Annotated in this window: 22 protein-coding genes; 7 read left to right on the forward strand and 15 right to left on the reverse strand. The window is 66.0% G+C overall.

Going from position 1 to position 25510, the window contains the following annotated elements; translation table 11 throughout:
• Window positions 1-14: 14 nt before the first annotated feature.
• The 5 genes from ACTIFS_RS00735 to ACTIFS_RS00755 all read left to right on the forward strand — a co-directional run bounded on the left by ACTIFS_RS00735 (window position 15) and on the right by ACTIFS_RS00755 (window position 4836).
• Window positions 15-1055, forward strand: a complete 1041-nt coding sequence (locus ACTIFS_RS00735; RefSeq protein WP_439572115.1) for a Gfo/Idh/MocA family protein — start codon at window positions 15-17, stop codon at window positions 1053-1055.
• A 111-nt stretch (window positions 1056-1166) separates the two neighbouring features.
• Window positions 1167-2048 carry a carbohydrate ABC transporter permease gene (locus ACTIFS_RS00740; protein WP_439572116.1) on the forward strand — a complete coding sequence of 294 codons (882 nt, stop codon included), beginning with the start codon at window positions 1167-1169 and terminating at the stop codon, window positions 2046-2048.
• Window positions 2048-2881: a carbohydrate ABC transporter permease gene (locus tag ACTIFS_RS00745; protein WP_439572117.1), complete on the forward strand. Its 834-nt coding sequence runs from the start codon at window positions 2048-2050 to the stop codon at window positions 2879-2881. The genes ACTIFS_RS00740 and ACTIFS_RS00745 overlap by 1 nt, the downstream gene beginning before the upstream one ends.
• Window positions 2882-2884: 3 nt before the next feature.
• Window positions 2885-3883 carry an SIS domain-containing protein gene (locus ACTIFS_RS00750; protein WP_439572118.1) on the forward strand — a complete coding sequence of 333 codons (999 nt, stop codon included), beginning with the start codon at window positions 2885-2887 and terminating at the stop codon, window positions 3881-3883.
• The gene (locus ACTIFS_RS00755) at window positions 3880-4836 is read left to right on the forward strand and encodes an ROK family protein (RefSeq protein WP_439572119.1); all 957 of its coding nucleotides are present in this window, start codon (window positions 3880-3882) and stop codon (window positions 4834-4836) included. Before ACTIFS_RS00750 ends, ACTIFS_RS00755 begins: the two co-directional genes overlap by 4 nt.
• A 181-nt stretch (window positions 4837-5017) precedes the next feature.
• Here the strand turns inward: ACTIFS_RS00755 and ACTIFS_RS00760 are convergent, their stop codons facing one another.
• The 3 genes from ACTIFS_RS00760 to ACTIFS_RS00770 form a co-directional block, all read right to left on the reverse strand.
• Window positions 5018-6253 (reverse strand): ABC transporter substrate-binding protein, encoded by a 1236-nt coding sequence (locus ACTIFS_RS00760; RefSeq protein WP_439572120.1) that lies wholly within the window; start codon window positions 6251-6253, stop codon window positions 5018-5020.
• A 75-nt stretch (window positions 6254-6328) separates the two neighbouring features.
• On the reverse strand, window positions 6329-8044 hold the full coding sequence (locus tag ACTIFS_RS00765) for an AMP-binding protein (protein WP_439572121.1): 1716 nt from the start codon (window positions 8042-8044) through the stop codon (window positions 6329-6331).
• Window positions 8045-8146: 102 nt separating this feature from the next.
• Complete coding sequence (locus tag ACTIFS_RS00770; RefSeq protein WP_439572122.1) at window positions 8147-8956, reverse strand: TetR/AcrR family transcriptional regulator; 810 nt, start codon at window positions 8954-8956, stop codon at window positions 8147-8149.
• Window positions 8957-9130: 174 nt separating this feature from the next.
• On the opposite strand from ACTIFS_RS00770, the gene ACTIFS_RS00775 reads away from it, so the two are divergent.
• A complete protein-coding gene (locus tag ACTIFS_RS00775) occupies window positions 9131-10750 on the forward strand; it encodes an AMP-binding protein (RefSeq protein ID WP_439572123.1) in 1620 nt (539 codons plus the stop codon).
• A 35-nt stretch (window positions 10751-10785) separates the two neighbouring features.
• Window positions 10786-14061: a carboxyl transferase domain-containing protein gene (locus ACTIFS_RS00780; protein ID WP_439572124.1), complete on the forward strand. Its 3276-nt coding sequence runs from the start codon at window positions 10786-10788 to the stop codon at window positions 14059-14061.
• A 55-nt stretch (window positions 14062-14116) separates the two neighbouring features.
• On the opposite strand, the gene ACTIFS_RS00785 is transcribed toward ACTIFS_RS00780, so the two are convergent.
• The 12 genes from ACTIFS_RS00785 to ACTIFS_RS00840 form a co-directional block, all read right to left on the reverse strand.
• Window positions 14117-14740: a ferric reductase-like transmembrane domain-containing protein gene (locus ACTIFS_RS00785; protein WP_439572125.1), complete on the reverse strand. Its 624-nt coding sequence runs from the start codon at window positions 14738-14740 to the stop codon at window positions 14117-14119.
• Between the two features lie 5 nt (window positions 14741-14745).
• Window positions 14746-15243 carry a twin-arginine translocation signal domain-containing protein gene (locus tag ACTIFS_RS00790; protein ID WP_439572488.1) on the reverse strand — a complete coding sequence of 166 codons (498 nt, stop codon included), beginning with the start codon at window positions 15241-15243 and terminating at the stop codon, window positions 14746-14748.
• Window positions 15244-15647: 404 nt separating this feature from the next.
• Window positions 15648-15944 (reverse strand): hypothetical protein, encoded by a 297-nt coding sequence (locus tag ACTIFS_RS00795; protein ID WP_439572126.1) that lies wholly within the window; start codon window positions 15942-15944, stop codon window positions 15648-15650.
• A gap of 36 nt (window positions 15945-15980) precedes the next feature.
• Window positions 15981-17105 carry an FAD-dependent oxidoreductase gene (locus ACTIFS_RS00800; RefSeq protein ID WP_439572127.1) on the reverse strand — a complete coding sequence of 375 codons (1125 nt, stop codon included), beginning with the start codon at window positions 17103-17105 and terminating at the stop codon, window positions 15981-15983.
• Window positions 17105-17623 carry a cupin domain-containing protein gene (locus ACTIFS_RS00805; protein ID WP_439572128.1) on the reverse strand — a complete coding sequence of 173 codons (519 nt, stop codon included), beginning with the start codon at window positions 17621-17623 and terminating at the stop codon, window positions 17105-17107. Before ACTIFS_RS00805 ends, ACTIFS_RS00800 begins: the two co-directional genes overlap by 1 nt.
• Window positions 17624-17672: 49 nt before the next feature.
• Window positions 17673-18341, reverse strand: coding sequence for a TetR/AcrR family transcriptional regulator (locus tag ACTIFS_RS00810; protein WP_439572129.1), 669 nt, complete (start codon window positions 18339-18341; stop codon window positions 17673-17675).
• Window positions 18322-19026, reverse strand: coding sequence for an ABC transporter ATP-binding protein (locus tag ACTIFS_RS00815; RefSeq protein ID WP_439572130.1), 705 nt, complete (start codon window positions 19024-19026; stop codon window positions 18322-18324). Before ACTIFS_RS00815 ends, ACTIFS_RS00810 begins: the two co-directional genes overlap by 20 nt.
• Window positions 19020-19760 (reverse strand): ABC transporter ATP-binding protein, encoded by a 741-nt coding sequence (locus ACTIFS_RS00820; RefSeq protein WP_439572131.1) that lies wholly within the window; start codon window positions 19758-19760, stop codon window positions 19020-19022. The genes ACTIFS_RS00815 and ACTIFS_RS00820 overlap by 7 nt, the downstream gene beginning before the upstream one ends.
• Entirely contained in the window at window positions 19748-20686 is a 939-nt protein-coding gene (locus ACTIFS_RS00825) for a branched-chain amino acid ABC transporter permease (RefSeq protein ID WP_439572132.1), read from the reverse strand. The genes ACTIFS_RS00820 and ACTIFS_RS00825 overlap by 13 nt, the downstream gene beginning before the upstream one ends.
• 44 nt (window positions 20687-20730) lie before the next feature.
• Window positions 20731-21615: a branched-chain amino acid ABC transporter permease gene (locus ACTIFS_RS00830; protein WP_439572133.1), complete on the reverse strand. Its 885-nt coding sequence runs from the start codon at window positions 21613-21615 to the stop codon at window positions 20731-20733.
• 62 nt (window positions 21616-21677) lie between these two features.
• The gene (locus tag ACTIFS_RS00835) at window positions 21678-22943 is read right to left on the reverse strand and encodes an ABC transporter substrate-binding protein (RefSeq protein ID WP_439572134.1); all 1266 of its coding nucleotides are present in this window, start codon (window positions 22941-22943) and stop codon (window positions 21678-21680) included.
• 833 nt (window positions 22944-23776) lie between these two features.
• Complete coding sequence (locus ACTIFS_RS00840) at window positions 23777-25399, reverse strand: ABC-F family ATP-binding cassette domain-containing protein (RefSeq protein WP_439572135.1); 1623 nt, start codon at window positions 25397-25399, stop codon at window positions 23777-23779.
• Between the last annotated feature and the right edge of the window lie 111 nt (window positions 25400-25510).

A 25510-nucleotide genomic window follows, 5' to 3' on the forward strand; every position in this document is an offset into this window, starting at 1 on the left:
GGGAAGACAGACGCATGACGAGCAATCCGGTGCGCGTGGCCATGCTGGGCACGGGCTTCATCGCGGAGTTCCGTGCCCAGGTCTATGCCCGCCTCCAGGGCGTCGAGGTCGTTGCCGTGCTCGGCCGCGATGTCGAGAAGACCCGGGCCTTCGCCACCCGCACCGGCATCGGGCATCCGGCAACGAGCTGGGACCAGCTGATGTCGGGTCCGGCCTTCGATGCCGTCGATCTCTGCCTGCCGAACAACAGGCATCTGGAATATGGCCTGCTGGCCGCCGAGGCCGGCAAGCACATCCTGTGCGAGAAGCCGCTCGGCATGACCGAGGCGGAGGGCCTGCAGATGCTGGCCGCTGCCGAAAAGGCCGGGATCATCCACGCCTATGGCGAGAACATGATCTACGCTCCGGACTTCCGCGAGATCCTCGATATCGTGGCGGCCGGAACCATCGGCAAGCCTCTCTGGATCCGCGGGCGCGAGGCGCATTTCGGTCCGCATTCGCCATGGTTCTGGAAGCGGGTGGAATCCGGCGGCGGCTCGCTCATGGACATGGGCTGTCACCTCATCGCCGTGTTCAACATGCTGCTCGGCGAGAACCCGACCGAGGTGCTCTGCCACGCCCCGACGCTGCATCACGACACCGACTGCGACGACATCTCGCTGGCGCTGCTCAAATATCCCGGCGGCACGCTCGGCCAGTGCGAGGCATCGTGGATCCAGCGCGGCGGCATGGAGGTGACGCTGGAGGTTTCCGGGTCCGAGGGGATGGTGAGCTACGATCGCTCGGGCCTCTCCCAGCCGATCAAGGTGTTCGCCCGCAACCAGGTCCAACGCTACTTTTCCGAGAAGGTCGAACACGATCGCGGCTGGCTATTCCCGACCGTCGATGAATACTGGCGCTACGGCTATTACGACCAGATCCGGCACTTCGTGGAGTGCATCGCAAAGGGCACGAAGCCGAAGGTGACCTTTGCCGAGGGCGTGGTGGTCAACCGCATCATGGACGCGGCCTATGCCTCCGCGCAGTCAGGAACCTGGCAGGCTATCAAAGGCTGAGATCGTGGCTCCTCGATACGCCACCCTTCGTATCATGGCCGGACCCGAACGGCGCGGGCGCGCGCGCTGGGAACATCGGACCTGCCACGTCCCGGGAGGCATCGGTCCCCGATGACCGCGGGCCCGACCCTGCGTGGCTATCTGTTCGCGACGCCGCTCATCATCGTGCTCGCGGCGGCGGTGATCCTGCCGGCTGCCTACAATGCCGGCCTCGCCTTCTTCCAGTACGAGGCCACGCGCAACACCTGGCGCTTCATCGGCCTGCGGAACTTCGAGAACCTGTTCGCGCAGGATGGCTTCTGGAATGCCGTCTCGGTGACGCTGATCTGGGTCGTCGGCAATGTCGCGATGCAACTGGCGCTGGGAATGGCCGTGGCTCTCGCGCTCAACGCGGTGACCCGGATGCGCGCCTTCTACAGCGCCGTCGTGATGGTGCCGTGGGTGTCGTCCTTCGTCATCGTCGCCGTCGTGTTCCTGTGGCTCTACCATCCCGACCTCGGCGTGCTGAACGACATGCTGATGCGCCTCGGCCTGATTGACGGGCCGATCGCATGGCTCGCCTCGCCGGGCCTCGCGCAGTTCTCGCTGATGCTCGCCAATACCTGGAAGTTCTTCCCGCTGGTGGCCATCACCCTGTTCACGGGCCTGCAGGCGATCCCGCGCGAGCTCGTGGAGGCCTCCACCATCGACGGCGCCAGCCGCGCCGAGACGCTGCGCTATGTCATCATCCCGCTGATGGCCCCGTCGATCGCGACTGCCGTCCTGCTGTCGGCAATCTGGGCCTTCAATGCCTTCACGCTCTCCATCATCATGACGGGCGGCGGCCCGCTGAGGGCCACCGAGGTCATGGGCCTCTACATCTACAAGGTGGCCTTCGATTCCTTCGATTTCGGCATGGCGGCGGCCGCCTCGCTGGTGCTCTTCGTGACCATCCTGATCGTCACGGTGGCCTATCTGAAAGTCGCCGATCCCGCGCGCGGGGCGAGGGACTGATGGAACGCTCCGGCCGCCTCGTCCAGCTCGCTGCCCATCTGGTGCTGGCCGCCACGACCGTCTTCGTGCTGTTTCCCTATGCCTGGATGGTGGTGACGAGCATCAAGCCGATCGCCGAGGTCGTCGCCTGGCCCATCCGCTGGTTGCCGCGCACCGTGACCCTGGAGAACTATGCCGCCATCCTGAGCGATGCGCGGTTCCTGCGCTCCCTTCTCAACAGCGCGGTGGTGTCGATCGCCGTGACGGCGATCAGCCTCGCCCTGTCGGTGCCAGCCGCCTACGGACTGACGCGGCTCGTGCGACGCGGCGGGCGCGGCATGCTGGTCGGCATCCTCGCCTCGCAGTTCTTCCCGCCCATGGTGTTCTTCGTCCCGTTCTACATCATCCTCCAGATGACGGGGCTGCTGAACACCCTTCCGGGGCTGATCTTCGCCTATCTGTCGGTGACGCTGCCGATCTGTACGTGGATGGTCGCAACCGCGCTGCGCGACATTCCGGTCGAGATCGAGGAGGCCGCCCGGATCGATGGCTGCGGCGATCTCACCATCATCCGAACCATCATCGTGCCCATCGCCATGCCCGGCATCGTGACCGCCGGCATCTTCGCCTTCGTCCTGTCGTGGCAGGAATATATCTTCGCCCTGCTCTACACGACATCGGAGCGCGCCCAGACCGCGCCGGTCCTGATGTTCTACCTGCTCGGCCAGCACCAGATCGACTATGCGCGCCTGATGGCGGCGGCCGTGCTCCTTTCCATCCCCATCGCCGTTCCCTTCGCGATCATCCAGCGGTTCTACCGCTCAGGCATGACCGAGGGCGGCATCAAGGGCTGAGCCATGCCGATCCCCGCCTTCATCCGCGAACAGCCCGAGGCTCTCGACCGCTGCCTTGCCGCGACGCGTGGCTTTGCAGCCTCCTGGACGCCGGATGCCTTCCACGGCATCGCGCTTGTCGGATCGGGCTCCTCGTTCAACGCGCTGATCGCCTGCCGCCCGCGCTTCGTGGCTGCGCGGCGCGGACCGGTACTCGTCCATGACCCGGAGGACTTCATCGCCGAGCTCGCCGACCTGCGGGACCGGCCGCTGGTGATCGTGCTCTCGCAGAGCGGCGCCAGCGCCACGTCGGTGGCCGCGGCGCAGGCTGCGGTGCAGGCCGGACTGACCACACTCGCCATCACCGCCTCTCCCGAAGCGCCGCTCGGGCGTAGCGGCGCGGCCATCATGCCGTTGCCGGTGGGGGCAGAACCCGTCGGTCCGAAGACCAAGGGCTTCACGGGATCGCTGGTCGTGCTGTCGGTGATGGCCGAGGCGCTGGGCGCGCCGGCCCTGCGCCTTCCCTCCGGCGCAGACTTCGCACCATTGGTCGAGCCTGCCCTGCAATGGGCTGATGATCTCGTGCCGGGCCTTGCCGACGTCGACCAGATCGTCATTGCCGGCCGCCGCGCCGGCTATGGCATCGCCCTGGAGGCGTCCCTGAAGATCGCCGAAATGGCGGGTATTCCGTCCGCTGCCTATCCGACCGAGGAACTGCTCCACGGCCGGCTTCATGGGCTGACCGGACGCTCGGCGACCTTCATCATCGCCGGGACCGACACCGAGGCTGAAGAGGCCCGGCGCGTCGAGACGGTCATGGCCCGTCGTGGCTGCAGGGTGATCGCGGTCGGACCCGCCAGCATGCGCGGGAATGTCTCCGGTGGCTGGCCCGTCCCCGGCCTCGTCCTGCCCTTCCAGTGGCTGGCCGTTCGCCTCGCCGAAGCCCGCGGACTGCAACCCGAGACCATGCGCCACGGCGGCCTGTCGGCCGAACTCGCCATCAAGATGGATGCGCGGCCATGAACGCGACGGGAGGCGGGGCAACGGCGGATCTGGCAGCCGGAATCGATGTCGGCGGCACGACGATCAAACTGGGTCTGGTGACCCGCGAGGGCGAGGTCGTCGAACGCCGGGCGATCGCCTATGCCGCCATGACCAGCTTCGAGCAGATCGCCGATACGCTCGCACGGGAAATCGGGTCGATGCAGGCTGTAGGGCGGCTGCCGGTCTCATCCATCGGGCTGGCCGCGCCCGGCCATGCACGGCCGGGCGACGGCCTGATGGTTGACGGCACCGGCAATGTCCCCCTCATGCGCGAACGCTCGCTGGCCCAGGCGCTGAGGCAGCGCACGGGCCTGCCGGTCGCGACCCTCAATGACGGCAGCGCGGCCACCGTGGGCGAACTCCGGTTCGGCTCGGGCCGAGGCCTGCGGCGCTTCTGCGTGCTGACGCTGGGAACGGGTGTCGGCGGCGGCATCGCCATCGATGGCCGCCTGGTGTCGGGCGACGACGGCGTGCCTCCGGAACTGGGCGCGATCGTTCTCGACGATGTCGCGCATGGCCCCCGGACCCTCGAGGATTTCGCTTCCGCCGGGGCCTTCACCAAGGTCTATGAGATCGCCGGCGGTGCGGCGGGATCGACGCCGATGGACATCTGCCGCCGGATGGCGGACGGCGACGCCGTCGCGGGCGCCGTCGTGGATGGCATCAGCCGCCGGATCGCCCAGGCTCTGGGCAGTCTCATCAATGCACTCAACCTGCAGGCCTGCATCCTGTGCGGGGGCGTTGCGCAGGCGGGCGACCTGCTGACCGACCGGGTGACGGCGCATCTCGGCGACTTCACCTGGCCGTTCCTGCTGTCGCGCAGCCGGGTTCTGACGGGCCGCACGGGCGATGCCGCCGGCATTCTCGGTGCCGCTCAATGGTCCCGCGGGCCGATCTCCGCTGGCGTCGATGTGCCCGGTCGCAGCCCCTGAGGGCTCTGTCGTCCAGAATCCGGACGATCCGTCGCCAGCGCCACCCCGGAGCCGGCATGGCCCGCCAAAAATGAGGGAGCCGGACTGGCCGGCTCCCCTTCCTCATCCGCGTCACCGCGGACCGCGATCCGTTCAGGCTGGCCCGGATCACGCCCTCAAGGCCGCGCCTCATCGAGCCTCCTTAGCGGCGAACCAGCGGGCACTGGCTCTCGGCGACGGGCACGAAGGCCTGCTCGCCGGGAATGCGCGAGACGATCTTCAAGAGGTCCTCGGGGCCGCTCATTTCGCCGGGTGCCTTGGCCTCCGCGTAGATCAGGTCGCGCATCAGGCGGCCGTCGGCGCGGATGCGTGCGCCGCGGGTGAAGAAGTCCTCCACCGGCATCTCGCGCATTTTCGCCAGGACCGCCGCGGTCTCGATCGTGCCGGCTGCCTGGACCGCGCGCAGGTAGTGCCGCACGGCGCTGTAGACATTGGCCTGGGGGTCGGTCGGCAGATTGCCGGTTTCGCGCTTGAACCGGTCGGCGAAGGCGCGCGTCTCGGCATTCTCGCCCCAGTAGTAGGAGAGCACGACCGGCATGCCCTGCGTGGCCTGGCTGCCGACCGCCGTGATGTCCACCGTCGTCATCGAGAAGGGAACGTAGCGCTGGCCGGCTGCGCGCAGGCCGAACTCATCGGCCTGCTTGACCGAGTTGATCATGTCGGAGCCACCACCGATGAAGCCGATATTCTTGGCGCCGGACGCCTGCGCCCTGAGCAGGAACGAGGAGAAGTCCGGTGTGCCGAGGGGGAAGCGGACCGCACCGAGCACCTGACCGCCGGCGGCCTGGATCATCCGGGTGGCGTCGGCCTCGATGCTGTGTCCCGCCGCATAGTCGACGGTCAGGAAGTACCAGCTGTTGCCCTGCGCGCCGGCTGCGCCGCGCACGGTGAGATTGGACACGGCATAGCCGTCATTGGCCCACTGCATGCCATGGGTGGAGCACTGGGCGCCGCCGATGAGCGAACTGGAAGCCATCGAGACGAAGAGCAGGCGGTCCTTGTCCTGGGCGACCCGCTGGATGGCCAGTGCGACGCCGGACGAGTAGATGTCGAAGATCGCGCGGACGCCCTGCACGTCGTACCACTCGCGGGCGAGGGCAGACCCGAGGTCGGGCTTGTGCTGGTGATCGGCCGAGAGCACCTCGACCGGCCGGCCGAGAACCGTTCCGCCGAGATCCTGCACCGCCATGCGGGCGGCGGCCACCGAGCCCGGCCCGGTGATGGCCGAATAGGGCCCGCCCTGATCGTTGAGCACGCCGATGCGGATGGGGCCTGCGGCCTGCGCGCTGGCCTTGTCCGGGGAAGCAAGGGCCAGCGACAGCGTCGCGAAGGCAGCCAGACCGCAAAGCGCGGCGCGTCGCCAGGATATCAGTGTCATGATTCAATCTCCCTGCCGGCGGCGCCGGCTGTTCGGTGCTTGTTGTCCGGCGGATCACCGGCCTGCATTGGCGGCTCACAGGAGCGCGCGAAGCTGTTCCTTCTTGACCTTGCCGGTCTCGGTCATCGGCAAGCTGTCGACGAAGCGGATCTCGGGCTGCTTGTAGGTGGACATCATCCGGCCGCACCATTGGCGGAACGCGTCCTGGCCGGCCGCATCGCGCTGGGATTCCGGCAGCCAGACGAAGGCGACCGGAACCTCGCCCCTGGCTTCGTCGGGGCGGCCGATGACCCCCGAGCCGAGCAGGCCGGGATACTGGCCAAGGATCGCCTCGAGCTCGCCGGGAAAGACGCTCATGCCATTGACCTTGAGCATCTCCTTGCGGCGGCCGAGGAAGTGCAGGATGCCGTCCGTGTCGTAGACGCCGATGTCGCCAGTGTGGAACCAGCCGTTGCGGAACACCTCGGCATTGGCCTCGGGACGGTTCCAGTAGCCCTTGAACAGCGATGGCGAGCGGATGCAGATCTCGCCCTCCTCGCCGAGCGCCTTCAGGGCGCCCGTGTCGAAGTCGCAGATCTTGAACTCGGTGCCCGGCACCGGAAACCCGACGAAGACCGGCTGCGCGTTAAGGTCGAAATCATCGGCATCCAGGCCATAGTTCATCGTGTCGCAGGTGTGGGTTTCGGTCATGCCCCATGCGACCTCGCGGATGGTCGAGCCGGTGACCTCGCGCCAGCGTCGACGCAGGTCCGGGTTGAGCTTCTTGACGAAGGACACGCCGCCGGTGCGCTCGAGGCTGGTCAGGTCGTAGCTGGACCGGTCGGGATGGTCGAGAATGTCGACGGCTCCATCGACCAGGAAGCTGGCGTGGGTCACCCTGTAGCGGTCGATCGCGGCCATTGAGGCCACGGGATCCCAGCGGTTGAGCAGCACGACGGTGCAGCCCGCGAAAACGGGGAAGATGACACCGAAGACTTCGCCAGCGACCCAGAACACCGGCAGGTAGCAGAGATAGGTGGAATCCTTCGAGGTGCCGAGCGAGAAGGGCACCGTGGTCGCGGCGGTGTAGACCATGTCGCGCTGGGTATGAATGCAGCCCTTGGGCATGCCGGTGGTGCCGCCGGTATAGTTCAGCGCCGCGATGTCGTCGGGCAGGACCGGCACAGGCGGCACGAAGCGGTCGTCGGACAATCCGTGCAGCGCCGGCAGCATGTCGATGGCGCCATAGGGAACGTGCTTCGGTGCCGCAAGCGAGGCCGGCGCGGGGATCTCCGCAGCCGCGGGCGCCATCTCGGCGAGCGAGGTGACGATGACATGCTGGACCCGCGTATCGCCCCGCACCTCGGCCACTGTGTCGTACAGCTGGTCGAGGGAGACGATGACCGTCGCGCCCGTGTCGTTCAGTTCGTAGAGCAGTTCGGGTGCCTTGAACATCGGATTGCACGGCACGTGCACCGCCCCGAGCTTCAGGATCCCGTAGAAGGCGATGAGGAACTGCGGGCAATTGGACATGAAGACGGCGACGCGGTCGCCCTTGGCGATGCCGAGCGTGACCAGCAGCGCCGCGAAGCCGTCGCTGAGGCGATCGAGATCGCGGTAGGTCGTCACCGCCCCGTAGAAATTGACGGCCGCCTTCTCGGGCTGCACCTCTGCCCAATGGCGCAGGTGGTCGGTCAGCAGGACGTCGCCCAGCGGATATTGCGGCGCGCGCGGCAGCTCCTTCGGCCAGAGCCGATCCTGCACGGAGGACACCATGGCGAGATAGTCCGCTTCCTCCACACGTTCCTCCAATCGGTTGTCGTTGGAGGCAGGCTGACTCCCGGCGGCGCAAAAATCAATAGAGCAATTGATTTTCTGCCTTGCGTCGGCATCCGCCTGTCGGGGGATGCGGCGTCAAACCGCGCGGTTGCTGGCCGGGCGCCGGCGCGGCGGCGCCTCCTGGGTCGCCCTGGTGACAAGGAGACCGTTGAAGAGGATCTCGATCAGGGTGTCGGAGAACGACCGCACGGCCTCGGCCTCGCCGAGGTCGACGCTGTACATGTCCTTGACGATGGCGTGCAGGGCGAAGCTCAGCGAGGCGGCCGACGTCACGGCATTGGTCACGTCGTGGATCGGTGCGCGTCGGATGACGCCTGCATCCATGGCCTCGCGGACGGCATCGTCAAAGACGCCGAAGCCGGCGGCGAGGAAGTTCTCCACCAGCCATTGCAGACGCGGGCTGCGCGTCGTCGCCTCATAGACCACGATGCGCACATGGTCGGGGCTTGCGGCATTGGCCTCGATGAGCCTGCGGGTCAGGACCTTGAGCTTGTCGAGTGGCGAGAGGCCGGCAAGATCGCGTGCCGTGACCCGGAAGAGCCGCCCGCGTTGACGCATCAGCCGGCGCATCGCCTCTTCCCAGAGCTTCGTCTTGGTGCCGAAATGATAGTGGACCATCGACTGGGTCAGGCCAGCTGCCTCGGCGATCTGGCCGGTCGTCACCGTGTCGAAGCCGTAGCGGGCGAACAGCACGATGCTGGCATCGAGCAACTGGTCGCGAGTCTGGTCCGGCCGGTCGCGTTCTGAATTGCGCGGCCGCCCCGGAGCGCGCTTGGAAGCCTCGCCTGGCACGGCGGATAGCGCCTTGTCCCGGTCCTGGGCCGGGCTTCTCGCGCGCCGCGCCCGCTCCGGTGCCGGCTGGCCTGCAGCTGTTTTTCGGACCATGCTGTGGATTGTGCCCGCGGTTGTTCGTTGGCTCCATGCTATCAGCCGGACGGACGAGCACAATAATTATTCGGTCTATTGATTTCGGGCTGCTGCGGCTTAGCATGGATCGGACGAGCCCGGCTGGCCGAAGCCGGGATGCGCAGACCCTTCAATGGCGCAGCGGAGGAGACCATGGCAGCCAGTGACATGCCTGGCCGGGAGACCTGCGTCCTGCGCGATCTGCTCGACCGCCACGCGGAGGCGACACCCGACAAGCCCTTCGTCGTTCTGCCCGACGGCCGCAGCATCGGCTATGGCCCAATGCGCGACGAGGTCAGGACCATTGCCCGCGGCCTCCAGGATCTCGGTGTCGCGCAGGGCGAGCACGTTCTCGTCTGGCTTCCGAACGGCGTCGAGGGGCTGAAGGTCTGGTTCGCCATCAACTATGCCGGCGCGGTCTATGTGCCGATCAACACGGCCTATCGCGGCGGCATCCTCGAGCATGTGATCCGAAATTCCGGAGCGCGGCTGATGATCGGCCATGCCGGGCTTCTCGACCGGCTCGGCCATGTCGATACGGCCGCACTCGAACGGGTCGTGGTCCTGGGCGGAACGGCAGGCGATGTGCCTGGCCTGGAGATCCTGCCACCAGACAGCTTGCGCGGAGACCACGAGGTCCTGCCGCTCGCCCGCCCGGTCGAGCCCTGGGACACCCAGAGCATCATCTACACGTCCGGGACCACGGGTCCCTCGAAGGGGGTGCTCTCCTCGTATGCCCATCTCCATGCCATGGCGACGTCGCTGGCCGCGGACGGCGAGGGCGTGCCGTTCGCCGGCGCCGACGACCGCTTCATGGTCAACCTGCCGATGTTCCATGTGGGGGGAACAGCGCCGACCTATGCGATGCTGGCTGCGGGGGGATCGATCGCGCTGCTCGATGCCTTCGATACCCGAACGTTCTGGAGCACCGTCGCCTCAACCGGAACGACTGTCGTGATCCTGCTCGGCGTCATGGCCTCCTTCCTGATGAAGGAGCCGGAAAAGCCGGGCGAGCGCGACACGCCGTTGCGGAACGTCATCATCATTCCGCTGAGCCCCGAGGGCGTCGCCTTCCGGGACCGCTTCGGCGTCACGACGCGCACCCTGTTCAACATGAGCGAAGTCTCGTGCCCGCTGGTGGCCGAGCCCAACCCGACCATCGCGGCCACATGCGGAAAACCGCGTCGCGGGGTGCAGCTCCGGCTGGTGGACATGCACGACCGCGAGGTTCCGCGCGGCGAGATCGGGGAACTGGTGATCCGCACCGATGCGCCCTGGGCGCTGAATCATGGCTACAACGCCAATCCGGAGGCGACCGCCGCCGCCTGGCGCAACGGCTGGTTCCACACCGGCGACGCCTTCCGGATCGATCAGAACGGCAACTACTTCTTCGTCGACCGGTTCAAGGACGCCATCCGCCGGCGCGGCGAGAATGTCTCGTCCTTCGAGGTGGAGCTTGAGGTCTGCGCCCATGCGTCCGTTCGCGAGGCCGCGGCCGTGGCGGTGCCAAGCCCCCACGGCGAGGACGATATCCTGGTTGCCGTGTCGCTGGCCGAGGGCCGCAGTCTCGATCCCGCCGACCTGCTCGCCTTCCTGACGCCGCGCATGGCCCATTTCATGGTGCCACGCTACGTGCGCATCATCGCCGACCTTCCGAAGACACCGACCAACAAGGTCGAGAAATATCTCATTCGCAAGGACGGCATCACAGCCGATACGTGGGACCGTGAAGCGGCAGGCATCTCCGTCAAGCGCGAGAAGCTCGAAGGCTGATCGCGGCGCCATCTCCTCAAGCCATCGAAGGCAGCATGTTCCATAAAGTTCTGATTGCGAACCGTGGCGAGGTGTCGGTCCGGGTTCTGCGTGCGCTCGGCGACCTGGGCATTGCAGGCGTCGCCGTGTTCACGCCAGATGACCGGGCCTCGCTGCATGTGGCGCGCGCCGACGAGGCCGTGGAACTGCCAGGCAGCGGCGCGGCGGGCTATCTCGACATTGCGGCCGTGGTGGATGCCGCCGTGAGGACAGGCTGCGACGCAGTGCATCCCGGCTACGGATTTCTGTCCGAGAACGCCGACTTTGCGCGCGCGGTCGCTGCGGCCGGGCTCGTCTTCATCGGTCCGGCACCGGAGACGCTGGCCCTGTTCGGCGACAAGGCGGCAGCACGGCGGCTGGCGGCGGAGGCCGGCCTGCCGCTTGCGGCCGGCACGGCGGGCGCCATCAGCCTCGATGAGGCGCAGGCCTTCATGCTGGGCCAGGGCGGCCGGCCGATCATGGTCAAGGCACTGGCAGGCGGTGGCGGTCGCGGCATGCGGGTTGTGAACCGGGCCGAGGATCTTGCAGATGCCTGGCGCAGCGCCGGCGCGGAAGCGAAGGCGGCCTTCGGCTCGGATGCCCTCTATGTGGAGGAACTGATCCGGCCTGCGCGCCATGTCGAGGTGCAGATTCTCGGCGATGCCAGCGGCCGCGTCACGCATCTGTTCGAGCGCGAGTGCAGCCTCCAGCGGCGGCACCAGAAGCTGGTCGAGATCGCGCCCGCCCCGAACCTGTCGCCGGCTCTGCGGAAGGAGATGATCGCGGCTGCGATCGCGCTGGGCCGCGCCGCCGGCGTCCGCACGCTGACGACGGTGGAGTTCCTGGTCGACGATGCAGCCGGGCGCTTCGTCTTCATGGAAGCCAATCCACGCCTGCAGGTCGAGCATACGGTGACCGAGGCTGTCACCGGGGTCGATCTGGTCGCCACCCAGATTCGCCTCGCCGCCGGTGAGACGCTGGCGGACCTTGCGCTCGGCGAGGAGCCCGCCATGCCGTCGGCCATGGCCGTGCAGGTCCGGGTCAACATGGAGCGCATGGCCCCGGACGGACAGGCGGTGCCGACCGGCGGAACGCTTGTCGCCTTCGACCCGCCGGGTGGCGCGGGCATCCGGGTCGATACGTTCGGCTATGCGGGCTACCGGACGTCGACGGCGTTCGATTCCCTGCTCGCCAAGGTCATTGCAACGGCCCCCTCGGGGCTCTGGCCCGATGCGGCCGGCCGCGCCTTCCGGGCCCTCTCGGAGTTCCGCATCGACGGGGTCGAGACCAACATCGCGGTCCTGCAGGCGCTGCTGACGGATGGTCAGGTTCTCGCAGGCGCCTTCGATACCGCCTTCGTCGAACGCAACGGGCCATCCCTGGCCGCGGCTCCGCGCGTGAGCCGCACCGTTGCAGCGGGCCAGCCTGCCGAGAGCATGAGGCAGACGCGGACGGAGGGCCCGCCCGGAACCGACCCGGTCGAAGCGCCGATGAGCGGGCGCATCGTCTCGGTCGATGTCGCCGAGGGCGAGGCGGTCGCAGCAGGCCGGCAGGTCGCAGTCATCGAGGCGATGAAGATGGAGCATGTGGTGACGAGCGACGTTACCGGCTTCGTTCGCCTCCTGCCGTTCCGGCCCGGCGACCAGGTCGATGCCGGCGAGGCCCTGGCCTTTCTCGAGCCCGGCGACGTCGCGGTCGCGCAGGACGGCGATGCCGACGACGCGGGACCGGCCGTCATTCGCGCCGACCTCGCCGAGGTGCGCGACCTTCACGATGCGCTGATGGATCACCGTCGCCCGAAGGCGGTTGCGCGGCGCCGCAAGACCGGACAGCGGACGGCCCGCGAGAATATCGAGCACCTGTGCGATGCCGGCACCTTCATGGAGTATGGCGCGCTGGCGCTCGCGGCCCAGCGCCGGCGGCGCTCGCTGGACGAGCTCAGGGACATGAGCCCGGCCGACGGGCTGATCTGCGGCATCGGCGCGGTGAACGGCGACCGGTTCGGCGACGAGCAGTCGCGGTGCATGGTCATGTCCTACGACTATACGGTCTTCGCCGGCACCCAGGGCTTCATGAACCACAAGAAGATGGATCGCATGCTGCGCCTCGCCGGCGAGCAGCAGCTGCCGCTTGTGGTCTTTGCCGAAGGCGGCGGCGGGCGTCCGGGCGAGACCGACTATATGGGCGTTGCCGGTCTCGACGTGCCGACGTTCCGGATGCTCGCCGGCCACAGCGGCTTGGCGCCAACGGTGGCGATTGTCTCCGGCCGATGCTTTGCCGGCAATGCAGCAGTCGCTGGCTGCTGCGACGTCATCATCGCCACGGAGAATGCCAATCTCGGCATGGGCGGCCCGGCCATGATCGAGGGCGGCGGCCTCGGCGTGTTCACGCCCGAGGAAGTCGGCCCGATGGCGGTTCAGGTGCCGAACGGCGTGGTCGATATCCTGGTTGCCGACGAGGCGGCAGCGGTGGCGACGGCCAAGCAGTATCTGTCCTACTTCCAGGGGCCGGTCGAGGCCTGGGACTGCGCCGACCAGGAGCGCCTCAGAACGGCGATCCCCGAGAACCGGCTGCGGGCCTACGATGTGCGCGCGGTCATCGACCTGATCGCCGACACGGGATCGGTTCTGGAACTGCGCCCGAACCACGGCATCGGCATCCTCACGGCCCTTGTCCGGATCGAAGGCCGGCCGCTCGGCCTGATCGCCAACAACCCCCGGCATCTCGGCGGCGCCATCGACGCCGAGGGTGCGGAGAAGGCCGCCCGCTTCATGGAGCTCTGCGAGGGCCACGGCCTTCCGATCCTGAACCTCTGTGACACGCCGGGATTCATGGTCGGCCCGCCAGCCGAGTCGACCGCGCTGGTTCGGCGCGTGTCGCGCATGTTCCTCTCCGGGGCCGCGCTGACCGTTCCGGTGATGACCATCGTGCTCCGGAAGGGCTACGGGCTTGGGGCGCAGGCCATGGCGGCAGGCAGTTTCCAGGCGCCGGTCTTCATCGTCTCCTGGCCGACAGGCGAGTTCGGCGGCATGGGCCTCGAGGGCGCCGTACGCCTCGCCTACCGCAACGAACTCGCCGCCATTTCCGATCCGGCCGAGCGCGAGGCGACCTATCAGCGCCATGTGGCCGAGCTCTACGAACGCGGGAAAGCGGTCAACATGGCAGCCTTCCTCGAGATCGACGGCGTCATCGACCCGAAGGACTCGCGCAGCTGGATCATGCGGGCGCTTCGCACGGCGGCCCGCCTGCCCCGCGGGGAGGGCAAGCGGCGCCCGTTCATCCCGCCCCGATAGGCGATCGCCCGAACCGCATCGGCGAACGGACGGTTACCTGTTGTACAGGCATGGCTCACCCGAGCCTGCGGATGCCCTGCCGTCGCGCGCGAATCCAGACCGCGAGATCCATCAGGATCCTCGCCAGGGCGATGGCAACCAGCAGGCAGACCATCGCTTTCGAGATGGGCCCCATCGTTCCTTCGATCAGCAGCGCGTGGACGATGCTGCCGACCACGATCACGACAGCCAACATCGTATGGCCGATCCGCCAGACGGCCGGGCCGAGCCGCAGGGGCTTGCGAAGCAGCGCCAGCAGGGCCGCCGCAAAGACGGCCCACATGGCAACGACGCCCCAGGACGAGAACGGTGTGGGCGAATCGAAAAGCAGCGCATCGATGACGTCGGGAGCGCTCGTCACCCAGAGGCCGGCGACGTGGGCGATGACCAGCGCGACCAGAGACACGCCGAGCCATCGATGCACGCGCCGCGCCGTCCGGGCATGCAGGCCGGGCAGGTATCCGCCGGCCAGCAACGGCTGAAGCAGCAGCAGCGCCATGGCTGCGATGCCCGCAAATCCGGCAGCGATATAGACCGGGTCCCGCCATGCGAGCAGCGGACTTGCCGCGGCGATCGCCAGCGGCCCCACGATGGCGACCGCCAGGAGAGCCCAGATCAGAACGGCACGGATGGACGGCACAAGGCTCAGGCGGGCTGCAACACGAAATGGGCCGCGAGGCTGGTGTCGCGCGAACTGGACATGACGGGGCGCAGGAATACGGTTCTGAAGCCCGCACCCTCGTAGGCGAGATGGCCGTGCGGCTGGCCGAACGCCGGAACGATCTGCGGCATTTCCAGCCGGAAGCTGCCATCCGGGCCGGTCAGGGTTGCCCCATGGCTGTGGCGGTCGGACTCCCGACCCTCCGTCGTGTGCGCCCAGATCTGAATGCGGATGCCTGAAAGCGGAGCACCGTCGCCTGCGCGGCGCACGGTGCCGGTCATCCAGAACCCGCCGCCGCCGATGCGGCTGACGACCGGCGCACCGGGGATGTAATTGTTGGCCCCGCCCCGCATGGTTGGCGTGGGTGCAAGGCCCTGCGCCGCGGCCGGGACCAGAATGCCCGACGACCCGGTCATGAACGCCGCGCCCGTGATCGCCGTGCCGGCAAGGAAGCCGCGGCGGGTTGATCGGTCAATCGTCAACACAGTCTCTCCTGCCCGTTGGTCAATCGGATCGGCCGGACCGCGCACCTGCGGGCGCGGCGCACTGTGATCCTCCGTCGACGATCGATGCCGGGGAAGTAGGGCCGCACCATGGTTGGCAAGCGCATCATCACAGGGGTTTGAACGAGCGGCGCCTGTCTGTCGCTCACAACGGCCCCGGGCAGCATCGCGCGGTGGTGCGGCGGCATGGAGCCTACGACCGACTACCTGTGCAGGCTGGTGGTTTGGAGGCGCAGTCCGGTTGCGTGTCTCATATCGGCCCGGCAGCTCGCGGCCGCCGGCCTGGCAACCCGCCCTGGTGTCCGGTTGAAATGGCTGGCGGACTGGTGCCAAGCCGGCAACAGTCATCGTGACCGCTACCGCAGGCACACCCCATTCGGCCCTCATGCGTCCCGGGGCCCTCCGAGTTGCTCTTCGTGTGCGATCGCATCATCGAGCGCCGCGATGAGCTTCTGCACCTCGGCGATGTCCTGCGCGCGCCCAATGAACATCACGGGATAGGTCATCGCGTCCTGGGCGAGATAGCGGCGCTTGACGATCATCATCTGGCGCAGCTTCCGCAAGTTGCCGACCGGATCATCGGTGACGGACGGATCGCCAAAGTCATCGACCGGCCGGGCATAGGCAGACGTATCGGACAGCGTATCGTAAGTCTCCGGAGGAGGTGGAGTCTTGAACATGTGCGCCTCTCGCCATGATGTTGAAGTCGTACCGTGTCAGGCGTGTTCGGACGCCTGCTCACGCGCCTGCCGCGGGATGTCGGCTTCCAGGATCGGTCTCAGGCTCGGGTCAGCGAAGAAGACTTCGTTGTTTGGATCGAGGCGGCCTTCGGTGATGCCCTCGGCGAATTTCTGCGTGAAGTCGATCAGCGGTCGAATGCCGGCCTCCCAGCGGGACAGCACCGTGTCGAGAGCCGCAGTCTCAAAGTTGGCGCTGCCCAGGGCATAGGCCGTCATCATCGATGAACAGGCACCCTGACCAAGGGCCGGGGTCATGCCATGCGCCGCATCGCCGACAAGTGCGCAGCGCCCGAAGTGCCATGATGGCGGGGAGATGGAGTGGTAGGCATCATAATGGCCACGTGTTCCCACCCGGGCAAAGAAGCGGCCGAGCGTCGGGAACGAGTCTTCCCAGAGCGAGGGGTCTATCGGCACGGCATGGGCCGGCGTATCCGAGCGGAGCGACACCAGGATCATGTAGGAGACCGTGGTCGAACACGGCAGGATGCCGACGCGCCGACCGTTGGGATGGTTGAACTCGCGGGCCATGTAGAGATTGCCGTCAGGGAAATCGCTCGCATCCGTCGGGATGAGCATCCGGATGGCACCCTTTCGATGCTTGCCAAGGGTCAGGTCGCCCGCAACCGAACGCCGGACATTGGAATGAATGCCATCGGCGCCGATCACAAGATCGGCTTCGAGCCGCTCACCGCCCTCAAGCAGCAAGGCGCCCTGGGGATCGGCGCCGACAACGCGGGAGGCGAGTGAAATCCTGGCTCCGGCGGCAAGAGCCGCACGCGACAGAAGGTCGACAATCTCCTGCCGCTGGAACATGACGATGCGGCCACCGGTGGCCTCCTGAGGATCGTACTCGATAACCGTCTCGCCGGTATTGCGGCAGATGACGAAGCGGTTCAACTGATGGCCGTGCGAGACGACGTCGGGCGCGAGATCAAGCGCCTCTAGGACGCGAATCCCGTTCTCGAAGATCGTGATTCCATTGCCGCTCGCACGCAGTTCGGGACTGCGTTCATGAACCCTCACCTTCCAGCCGCGGCGGGCGAGAAGGACAGCGGCGGTCAGGCCGGCAATTCCGGCTCCGGAGACTTCTGCAACGGGCATCAGTTGTTCCTTGACAAGGCGTTGGACCAGATCTCGACGAGCGGTCCTTTTGCGCCATAGAGGGGATCATGCGCGGGGATGGGCACGCGCTGGGCGCGATCCACCATGCGCGCGTACTCGTCCGGGTAGCCGAGACGGAAATCGTGGATGGCGTATCCGGCGGGAAAGGCTCCGGTCAGTCGCAGATCGTCCGTGATGGATTCTCCGAAATGCCCGACCCCGGCCGGAATGACGACGACGTCGCCCGCGGTGACCGTGGCCCTCACCCCGTCGTGGCCACCGAACAGTCCGATCATCGTGCCGCGTGTTATCGCGATAAGTTCGTGCGCGTCGCTGTGAAAATGGTGGCGCGGGTACATGCCGAAGGAACTGTGCCACTCCGGCGGCCAGGCGTTGCGCCGCATCTGATCCTCAAGCTCGGCCGGACCGACACGGACGGCCCCTCGATAGATCAGCAGAGGCAGACGGGAGTTCGGGACGCGACCGTTGCCCTTGAGATAGTACGTCTCCACCGACATGGCGCTTTTCCTTTGCATTCCGAGCAGTCTGGACTCGCGTGGCCGGTCATCAGGACGTCGGCCGGACGATGATCCCCTCCAGAAAGATATCGATGCCATCTGCAAAGACCTGTTCCATCGTCCGCCCGTAGTCGGCGGTCTGGCCGGTCACGGCGAGGTAGGCGTTGCCCATCCACTGGGCCCATAGCGACAGGGTCGCCGCGCGCGCATCCACGGGCCTTGCCTCGCCACGCTCGATACCGAGCCTGATCGCTTCCTCGATCGAGAGAATGCCGTCCGACAGGCGAGCCTCGATCGTTGCGGAAGCTTCTTCCGGTAGCGGCTCACGGCGGCCAGGAAAGAAGTAGAACGATAGTGTCGCAAAATATTCCGGATGACTTCTGAAGAAATTCATATATGATGTCGCCATTCTAAACAGATTGTTTCTCACCGTGTCTGTCTTTACAAGTGAACTTGTCAGGCCTGTGATAAGCATATCCATGTCTCTTAACAGAACGCCTGTATAGACATCCTGTTTACTCTTGAAATAAAGATAGATAGTCGCACGCGAGAATGCCGCCGCTTCAGCAATCTCGTCGATGGTTACAGTGCCAAATTCGCGGTCGAGGAAGACCTTCTTGGCCGCATCAAGAATCTCCGAGCGTCTGCGCTCGGTCCTGACGGAGCGACGACGCGCCTTCATGTCCTGAGGCGATGGCTTAGAGTCCGAGATAGGCACGGCGCAATCCGTCATCTTGCAGCAAGTCGCGACCATGCCCCTGCATGACGCAATGACCGCTTTCCAGCACGTAGGCATAGTCGGCGCATTCGAGGGCGTGCACGACCTGCTGCTCGACGATGAGAACCGGTATGCCGTTGTCGCGAATGGCACGCACGAGGCGGAAGATTTCCTCCACCAGCATGGGGGCGAGGCCGAGGGTGGGTTCATCGAGCATGAGCAAACGCGGACAGGACATCAGCCCGCGCCCGATCGCCACCATCTGCTGTTCGCCACCGGAGAGGGTCACAGCCAGCTGCTGCCGTCGCTCGGCCAGCTTGGGAAGCAATGAGAAGACGTAGTCGAGCTGTTCGGCGCGCCTGTTGCGGGCGGCGCTTCCAAAGGCGCCAAGCTCCAGATTTTCGAGAACCGTCATGAACGGGAAGAGCCGGCGTCCTTCCGGGACGTGAACGAGACCCAGGCCGACGATATCGTGGGCCGCAAGGGCCATCAGGTCACGACCGTCCAGCGTGATGGCGCCGGTCCGGCTCTTCACGAGGCCGGAGATCGCGGCCAGGGTCGTCGACTTGCCCGCACCATTGCTGCCGACCAGGCCGATGATCTGCCCTGCACCGACAGAGAAGGAGAGGTTCTCGAGCGCGAGCACGTCGCCATAGCGGACTGTCAAATCGCTGACGCTCAGCATGCGACCGCTCCGGCAAGAGCGAAGTTCGGGCCGAGATAGGCCGCCAGGACCTCGGGATTGCGGGACACCTCTTCCGGCGTTCCGGTGGCAATCGGCTGGCCGTTCTGCAGCACCAGAATATGGTCGGAGAGCTGCATCACCGCGCTCATGTGGTGCTCGATCACGACAATGGTCAGTCCACGGTCGCGCAGTCCACGGATGAAGGCGATCATCCGCTTCACTTCGACCGGGATGAGGCCGCCCATCACTTCGTCGAGAAGGAGCACTCTTGGTTGGGTCGCCAGCGCCTTGGCCATTTCGAGGCGCTTGCGGTCGCCGATCGGAAGACTGCCGGCGGGCACGTCGAGCAGCGAGACCATGTCGAGATCGACCAGGACCTGACGGGCAGCGATTCTGGCGGACTTGACCGAACCCGCCCGCAGCATGGCCCCCATCACCACGTTGTCGAGGACGCTCAGCCCCTTGAACGGCTGGACGATCTGGAAGGTTCGCACGAGGCCCGCTTCGCAGCGTGATTCTGGGGACAGTCCAGCAAGGGGCGCGCCATCCAGGCTGGCGGTTCCCTCATCGGGCTTCAGGAAGCCGGTCAGCAGGTTGAAGACCGTCGTTTTGCCTGCGCCGTTCGGACCGATGATGGAGAGAATCTCGCCTGGCTTCGCCTCGAAGCCGACGTCCCTGACAGCCGTCAGGCCGCCGAAGCGCTTGGTCAGCCCGGTCGCTTTCAGCGTTGCCATGCAAGCCTCCGCGCGACCAGGCGGCCGATTGCGGGCCCGAGGCCTGCGGGCGCCGACAGCAGGACCGCGATGACAATCGCGGAATAGGCGATCTGCGTGAGGCCAGAAATCTGGTTTCCGAGGTAGGCCTGCATCCCGAACGACACTGCAGTGACCAGCATGGCGCCGATGATCGGTCCATGAGCCGTCCCAAGGCCGCCGACGATCGCCATCAGCGCGAGAGTGAGCGACAGGTTAAGGCTCATGACGCTATCCGGGTCGATGTAGAGGAAATACTGGGCGTGAAGGGTGCCGCACAGGCTGATCATGGCGGCGGAGAGGGCAAAGATACCGATGCGAACTGGAAGTGTCCGGATGCCAAGCGCACGCGCTGCATCATCGTTCTCGCGGAACGCAACCAGCGCATAGCCAACCTTGCTGGCCGCCAGCACCCGGGTCAGCACGTAATAGACGGCGACCAGGCCAAGCGCGACATAGGCATAGGCGAGCTTGTCGGTGAAGACGAGATTGGAGAGGCTCGGTTGCAGCGGAATTGCGAGCCCGGACGAACCTCCCGTCAGATCCCGCAGGTTGACCGCGGTGATGTGAACGACCGCCCCGAAGGCAAGAGTGGACATCACGAAGAACGAGCCCTTCAGGCGCATCGTGATAGCGCCGAGAGCAGCAGCCGATATCGCGCTCACCGCCGCTCCAAGCCACATGCCGATGAGGGGACTGATGCCGGCCTTGAGGAAAAGCAGCGTCGAGGCATAGGCGCCGATGCCGAAGAAGGCAGCGTGACCGAGCGAAAGCTGACCGGCATAGCCACCGCTCAGGTTCCACGCGAGGGACGAGGCGGCGCCGATGAATGCCAGCGTCACCATGCCGAGCGTGAAGGGCTCACGAAAGATCAGCGGCAGGAGCGCCAGAATGGCGAATCCGAGCACGGGCCGCCAGAGCATTCCGACCAGACCGGGGAGCGATGGACCACTCATGTCACGTCCATGACTTCGGCGCCCTTGCGGCCGAAGAAGCCGACGGGCCGGAGGGCGAGGATCAGCATGAAGCAGGTGAAATACACGAACTGCTTCATCTCCCCGCCCAGGAAGTAGCTGGAATAGGCTTCGACGACGCCGATCAGGAGACCTGCGAGCACGGCACCGCCGATGCTGCCCATGCCTCCCAGCACGACGATGACGAAAGCCACCAGGATCATGTCAGCGCCAGTATAGGGGTTGACCGGAAAAAGCGGGGCGAGCAGTACGCCGGCAGCACCGACCAGCGCACAACCCAGGGCGAAGGTGACTGCGTAGACCCGGTCCACGTTGATGCCGACGAGCCGGGCCGAGCGCCGGTCCTGCGCGGTGGCCCGGATGGCGCTGCCCATGTAGGTGTACTTCAGGAACAGAGCGACGCCGACCGCGAGCGCTATGGCTGCGACAAAGGCCGCAAGCCTCAGCCACGACAGGTACAGAGGTCCGATCTGCAAGGCCGAAGTCGCGTAGCTCGTGCGGATCGACCGGAAGTCCGAGGTAAACAGCGCAAGAAGCACGTTCTGCAGGAAGACCGAAAGCGCAAAGGTGACGAAGACCTGCACGACGTGAGGCGCTTCCAAGGTTTGCCGGATAAGCAATCTCTCGGTGACCAGTCCGAACAGGAACATCATCGGAACCACGATGACGCTGGCGAGAAAGGGGTCCAGGCCTGCCGTGTGGAACAGGAAGTAGGTCATGAACATGGCGATGGTCAGGTACTCGCCATGGGCGAAATTGACGACCCGCAGAACGCCGAACACCAGCGTCAGGCCGACGCTGATCAGCGCATAGATGCCGCCGATGAACAGGCCCGAAAGGGCAAGCTGGAGATAGATGTCCATGACTGGGGAAACCCCGACCACAGGCCGCGCGAGGTGCTGCGGCCCGGGTCGCCTTGTTCAGATCAGCGGGCGTTCCAGGCGGGCAGCGGGACCATGATGGGCTCCCTCAACTTGCTCGCCTGAGGATAGACCGGGATCATGCGCCGATCCTGCCATTGGACGACGCTGCCAAAGGCGCGCTGGTTCTGGCCCTTCTCGTCGAACTTCATGCCCCAGCCGTTGATATAGCTGCCAACCGGAACGTCCGCCTTCAACGCCGTCTCTCGCAGGGCGGGCGCCGTGGTGTTCGCCGCATTGCCGACGATGTCCCTCAGCAGCGACATGCCGACAACGAAGCCCAGGGATTCCTGAACGGCCGGCACCGTATTGTACTTGGCCTGGTAGCGCCTCGTGAATTCTTCAAGGTCCGTGCGCGTCGATGCGGACAGGGAAGCGGGATTGGCCTCCAGCGGGAAGGACGACGAGAAGATGCCATTGACGTCATTGCCGATGGCCTCGGCGAAGGAGATCGTCGAGTGGCCGGCGCTGGTCCCGATGAAGGCCTTGGGGGCAAAGCCCATCTCCTTCATCTGGCGCTGCAGGAGGATCGCGTCGTTGATGAACTGGGTGGCGATGATGACGTCGGGAGAGAGCGAGCGGAGCTTGAGAACAAGCGGCGACAGATCAGTGGTCCTCGCAGAATAGAGCTCCTTCAATCCGATCTTGATGCCGAGCTTTTCGGCCTGTTCGACGACGGCCTTTGAGACATCCGTGCCGAAGGCCGAATCTTCAGCGAGGACCGCCACCTTGAGATTGCGGGGCTCAACTTTCAGGAGCGGAGCGACGACTTCCGCGGCATAGATCGGCGCAGGCTGGCCAAGACCCGAAGCGTTCAGCCCGACACGAAAGGCGTGCTTGAATCCGCGCTCCGAATAGCCGTTCGCCACCGCCATGCCCTCCCAGTAGAAGGCACCGTTTCGCTCGGCTTCCTGGCTCCCGACCATGCCGGCGGCACTGGTGGAACTGCCAACGAAGATCTTCACGCCCTCGCGCGACATCAGACGATTGGTCTCGCTTATGGCGCCTTGCGGATTGTGGCCGTCGCCCTTGAACAGGGCCACCTTGCTGCCCTTCACGCCACCACGGTCGTTGATCAGATCAACCGCGATATCAACGCCCTGAAAGTTCTGGTTGCCGAAGACAGAATTGGCCCCTGTGAGGGGGAAAATCGCACCAATCCTGATGACCTCCTGCGCGATCGTTCGGCGGCTCAGCAATCCCGCCGCGGGCACTCCAACGAGCAAGCCCGTCGCGACGCGACGCGACATTCCCGGTTTCGATGCAGACATCTCGTTCTCCTCTGGAGTGCCGCGGCATCGCGTGCCGTCTTGTTCGGTGAGCGCGCCGAGCCCGTAAGGAGGACCATACGCAAACGCACTATGGATCATGTTTTTTAGACGCGTCAAGACAATATGTATATTTTTGGATCGCTTGGCCTGGTCTCTGCCGAGATCAGCACTCAGCCGTGCTGGGCAGATCTGTTTGCCGGTCGAAAGTCAGAAAGACCGTGACCATCAAACCGGGCAGGGCGCACAGTTCGGCCGGCCGTCGCGAAAGGAGGGGTCGATTGCGGTGCCCGCCTCCGAAAATGCCATGGCCGGCCTTGCTGTCCGCTGTGTCTATCCGGGCGGAACCGGGTCCGACATCGGGGCAGCGCGGAGACCTGTCCGCTACGCTTGTCCGGACCGTCGGGCCGGAATCGGGTGAGCCGGCGGCCGGTTCCTCAGGCTCTGGGATGATCACAACCATGACCGCACGCGAGCTGGACGGCATGCGGCTTCGCGCTGGGGACGCAGGCAACCGGCCGCGGAAAGGCCGGGATTTTGGGAACCGTGACTGTCCAAGCCATGATGGAGAGATCGATGGCAGCCATGATTGCCGCAACACATTACGTGTTCCGGATGGGTGATTGACAATTTCACCCTGCAACGGGCGTCAGCACCAAAATGGATTCGGGAATGCGTGAGGGCGTCGTGGTCAATCATCCGCGCCTGCGGTGGAGCCCTATTGGTCGCCGGTTCCCACTCGGCATCGCATGATCCACCCGTCGTTTGCCCTGCGCAGCAAGAACGGCAGCGAACAGGGCCGGGATGGACGGATGTGCGGGCCGCGGGACCCGCCCTCACCCCCTCAGGCCCGGCGCCTCCTGACCGGTGCGAGCGACATATTCGGTGTAGCCGCCGCCATAGGTGCCGATGCCCTCGGGGGTCAATTCCAGCACCCGGTTGGAAAGCGCCGCGAGAAAGTGCCGGTCGTGGGAGACGAAGAGCATGGTGCCCTCGTAGTCCTTGAGCGCCTGGATCAGCATTTCCTTTGTCGCCATGTCGAGATGGTTGGTCGGCTCGTCCAGGACAAGAAAGTTCGGCGGATCGTAGAGCATCCGCGCCATGACGAGGCGCGCCTTCTCTCCGCCGGAGAGTACGCGGCAGCGCTTCTCGACGTCGTCGCCGGAAAAGCCGAAACAGCCGGCCAGCGCCCTGAGCGATCCCTGTCCCGCCTGCGGGAAGGCGTCTTCCAGCCACTGGAACACGGTCTGCTCGCCGTCCAGCAGTTCCATGGCATGCTGGGCGAAATAGCCCATCCTGATGCTCGCACCGAGGCTCACCGTGCCGTCGTCCGGCTCGGTCGCGCCGGTCACGAGTTTCAGCAGGGTCGACTTGCCGGCGCCGTTGACGCCCATCACGCACCAGCGCTCCCTCCGCCGGATCTGGAAGTCGAGCCCCTCGTAGATGGTGCGGCTGCCATAGCGCTTGTTGACCTGCCTGAGGCTGACCACGTCCTCGCCGGAGCGCGGCGCCGGCCTGAACTCGAACATCACCGTCTGCCGCCGGCGCGGCGGCTCGACGCGGTCGATCTTGTCGAGCTTCTTGACCCGGCTCTGCACCTGGGCTGCGTGGGAGGCGCGCGCCTTGAATCGCTCGATGAAGGCGATCTCCTTGGCGAGCATGGCCTGCTGGCGTTCGAACTGCGCCTGCTGCTGCTTTTCGGCGAGTGCCCGCTGCTGCTCGTAGAAGGCATAGTCGCCGGAATAGGAGGTGAGCGACCCGCCATCGATCTCGATGATCTTGCCGACGATGCGGTTCATGAACTCGCGGTCGTGCGAAGTCATGAGGAGCGCGCCCTCGTAGCCCTTCAGGAAGCTCTCCAGCCAGATCAGGCTCTCGATGTCGAGGTGGTTCGACGGTTCGTCGAGCAGCATGGCGTCGGGCCGCATGAGCAGGATCCGGGCGAGTGCCACGCGCATCTTCCAGCCACCGGACAGCGCGCCGACATCGCCCTCCATCATCTCCGGAGAGAAGCCGAGGCCCCCCAGCACCTCCCGCGCCCTCCCGTCCAGCGCATAGCCGTCGAGTTCCTCGAAGCGGCCCTGCACCTCGCCATAGCGGGTGATGATCTCATCCATCCGGTCGGCCTGGTCCGGGTCGGCCATGGCGGCCTCGAGCGCCTTGAGCTCGGCGGCAACGATACTCACCGGGCCGGCGCCCTCCATCACCTCGGCCACCGCGCTGCGACCAGCCATGTCGCCGACATCCTGGCTGAAATAGCCGATGGTCACACCGCGATCGACCGAGACCTGGCCTTCGTCAGGCTGCTCCTCTCCGGTGATCATGCGGAAGAGGGTCGTCTTGCCAGAGCCGTTGGGGCCGACGAGACCGATCTTCTCGCCGCGTTGCAGGGCGGCCGAGGCCTCGATGAAGACGATCTGCTTGCCGTTCTGCTTGCCGATATTTTCGAGACGAATCATACGCGCGGGCTACCGATGGACTGTGTCGCCGCTGGCCATACGCCATGCTGCCTGCAGGGGAAAGGGCGGCTGGCTTCAGCTGGGCTGGACCGCCCGTGGATGGCGTGCCAT

Origin of the sequence: Phreatobacter sp. (assembly GCF_051860605.1) — a bacterium.
Lineage (GTDB): Bacteria > Pseudomonadota > Alphaproteobacteria > Rhizobiales > Phreatobacteraceae > Phreatobacter.

Bases quoted from the DNA above. Each gene is read 5' to 3' on its own strand.
- ACTIFS_RS00840 (WP_439572135.1), bottom strand. From the start codon at position 25,399: ATGATTCGTCTCGAAAATATCGGCAAGCAGAACGGCAAGCAGATCGTC.
- ACTIFS_RS00800 (WP_439572127.1), bottom strand. From the start codon at position 17,105: ATGCCCGTTGCAGAAGTCTCCGGAGCCGGAATTGCCGGCCTGACCGCC.
- ACTIFS_RS00755 (WP_439572119.1), top strand. From the start codon at position 3,880: ATGAACGCGACGGGAGGCGGGGCAACGGCGGATCTGGCAGCCGGAATC.
- ACTIFS_RS00820 (WP_439572131.1), bottom strand. From the start codon at position 19,760: ATGGCAACGCTGAAAGCGACCGGGCTGACCAAGCGCTTCGGCGGCCTG.
- ACTIFS_RS00740 (WP_439572116.1), top strand. From the start codon at position 1,167: ATGACCGCGGGCCCGACCCTGCGTGGCTATCTGTTCGCGACGCCGCTC.
- ACTIFS_RS00815 (WP_439572130.1), bottom strand. From the start codon at position 19,026: ATGCTGAGCGTCAGCGATTTGACAGTCCGCTATGGCGACGTGCTCGCG.
- ACTIFS_RS00775 (WP_439572123.1), top strand. From the start codon at position 9,131: ATGGCAGCCAGTGACATGCCTGGCCGGGAGACCTGCGTCCTGCGCGAT.
- ACTIFS_RS00780 (WP_439572124.1), top strand. From the start codon at position 10,786: ATGTTCCATAAAGTTCTGATTGCGAACCGTGGCGAGGTGTCGGTCCGG.
- ACTIFS_RS00770 (WP_439572122.1), bottom strand. From the start codon at position 8,956: ATGGTCCGAAAAACAGCTGCAGGCCAGCCGGCACCGGAGCGGGCGCGG.
- ACTIFS_RS00745 (WP_439572117.1), top strand. From the start codon at position 2,048: ATGGAACGCTCCGGCCGCCTCGTCCAGCTCGCTGCCCATCTGGTGCTG.
- ACTIFS_RS00835 (WP_439572134.1), bottom strand. From the start codon at position 22,943: ATGTCTGCATCGAAACCGGGAATGTCGCGTCGCGTCGCGACGGGCTTG.
- ACTIFS_RS00830 (WP_439572133.1), bottom strand. From the start codon at position 21,615: ATGGACATCTATCTCCAGCTTGCCCTTTCGGGCCTGTTCATCGGCGGC.
- ACTIFS_RS00735 (WP_439572115.1), top strand. From the start codon at position 15: ATGACGAGCAATCCGGTGCGCGTGGCCATGCTGGGCACGGGCTTCATC.
- ACTIFS_RS00805 (WP_439572128.1), bottom strand. From the start codon at position 17,623: ATGTCGGTGGAGACGTACTATCTCAAGGGCAACGGTCGCGTCCCGAAC.
- ACTIFS_RS00750 (WP_439572118.1), top strand. From the start codon at position 2,885: ATGCCGATCCCCGCCTTCATCCGCGAACAGCCCGAGGCTCTCGACCGC.
- ACTIFS_RS00760 (WP_439572120.1), bottom strand. From the start codon at position 6,253: ATGACACTGATATCCTGGCGACGCGCCGCGCTTTGCGGTCTGGCTGCC.
- ACTIFS_RS00795 (WP_439572126.1), bottom strand. From the start codon at position 15,944: ATGTTCAAGACTCCACCTCCTCCGGAGACTTACGATACGCTGTCCGAT.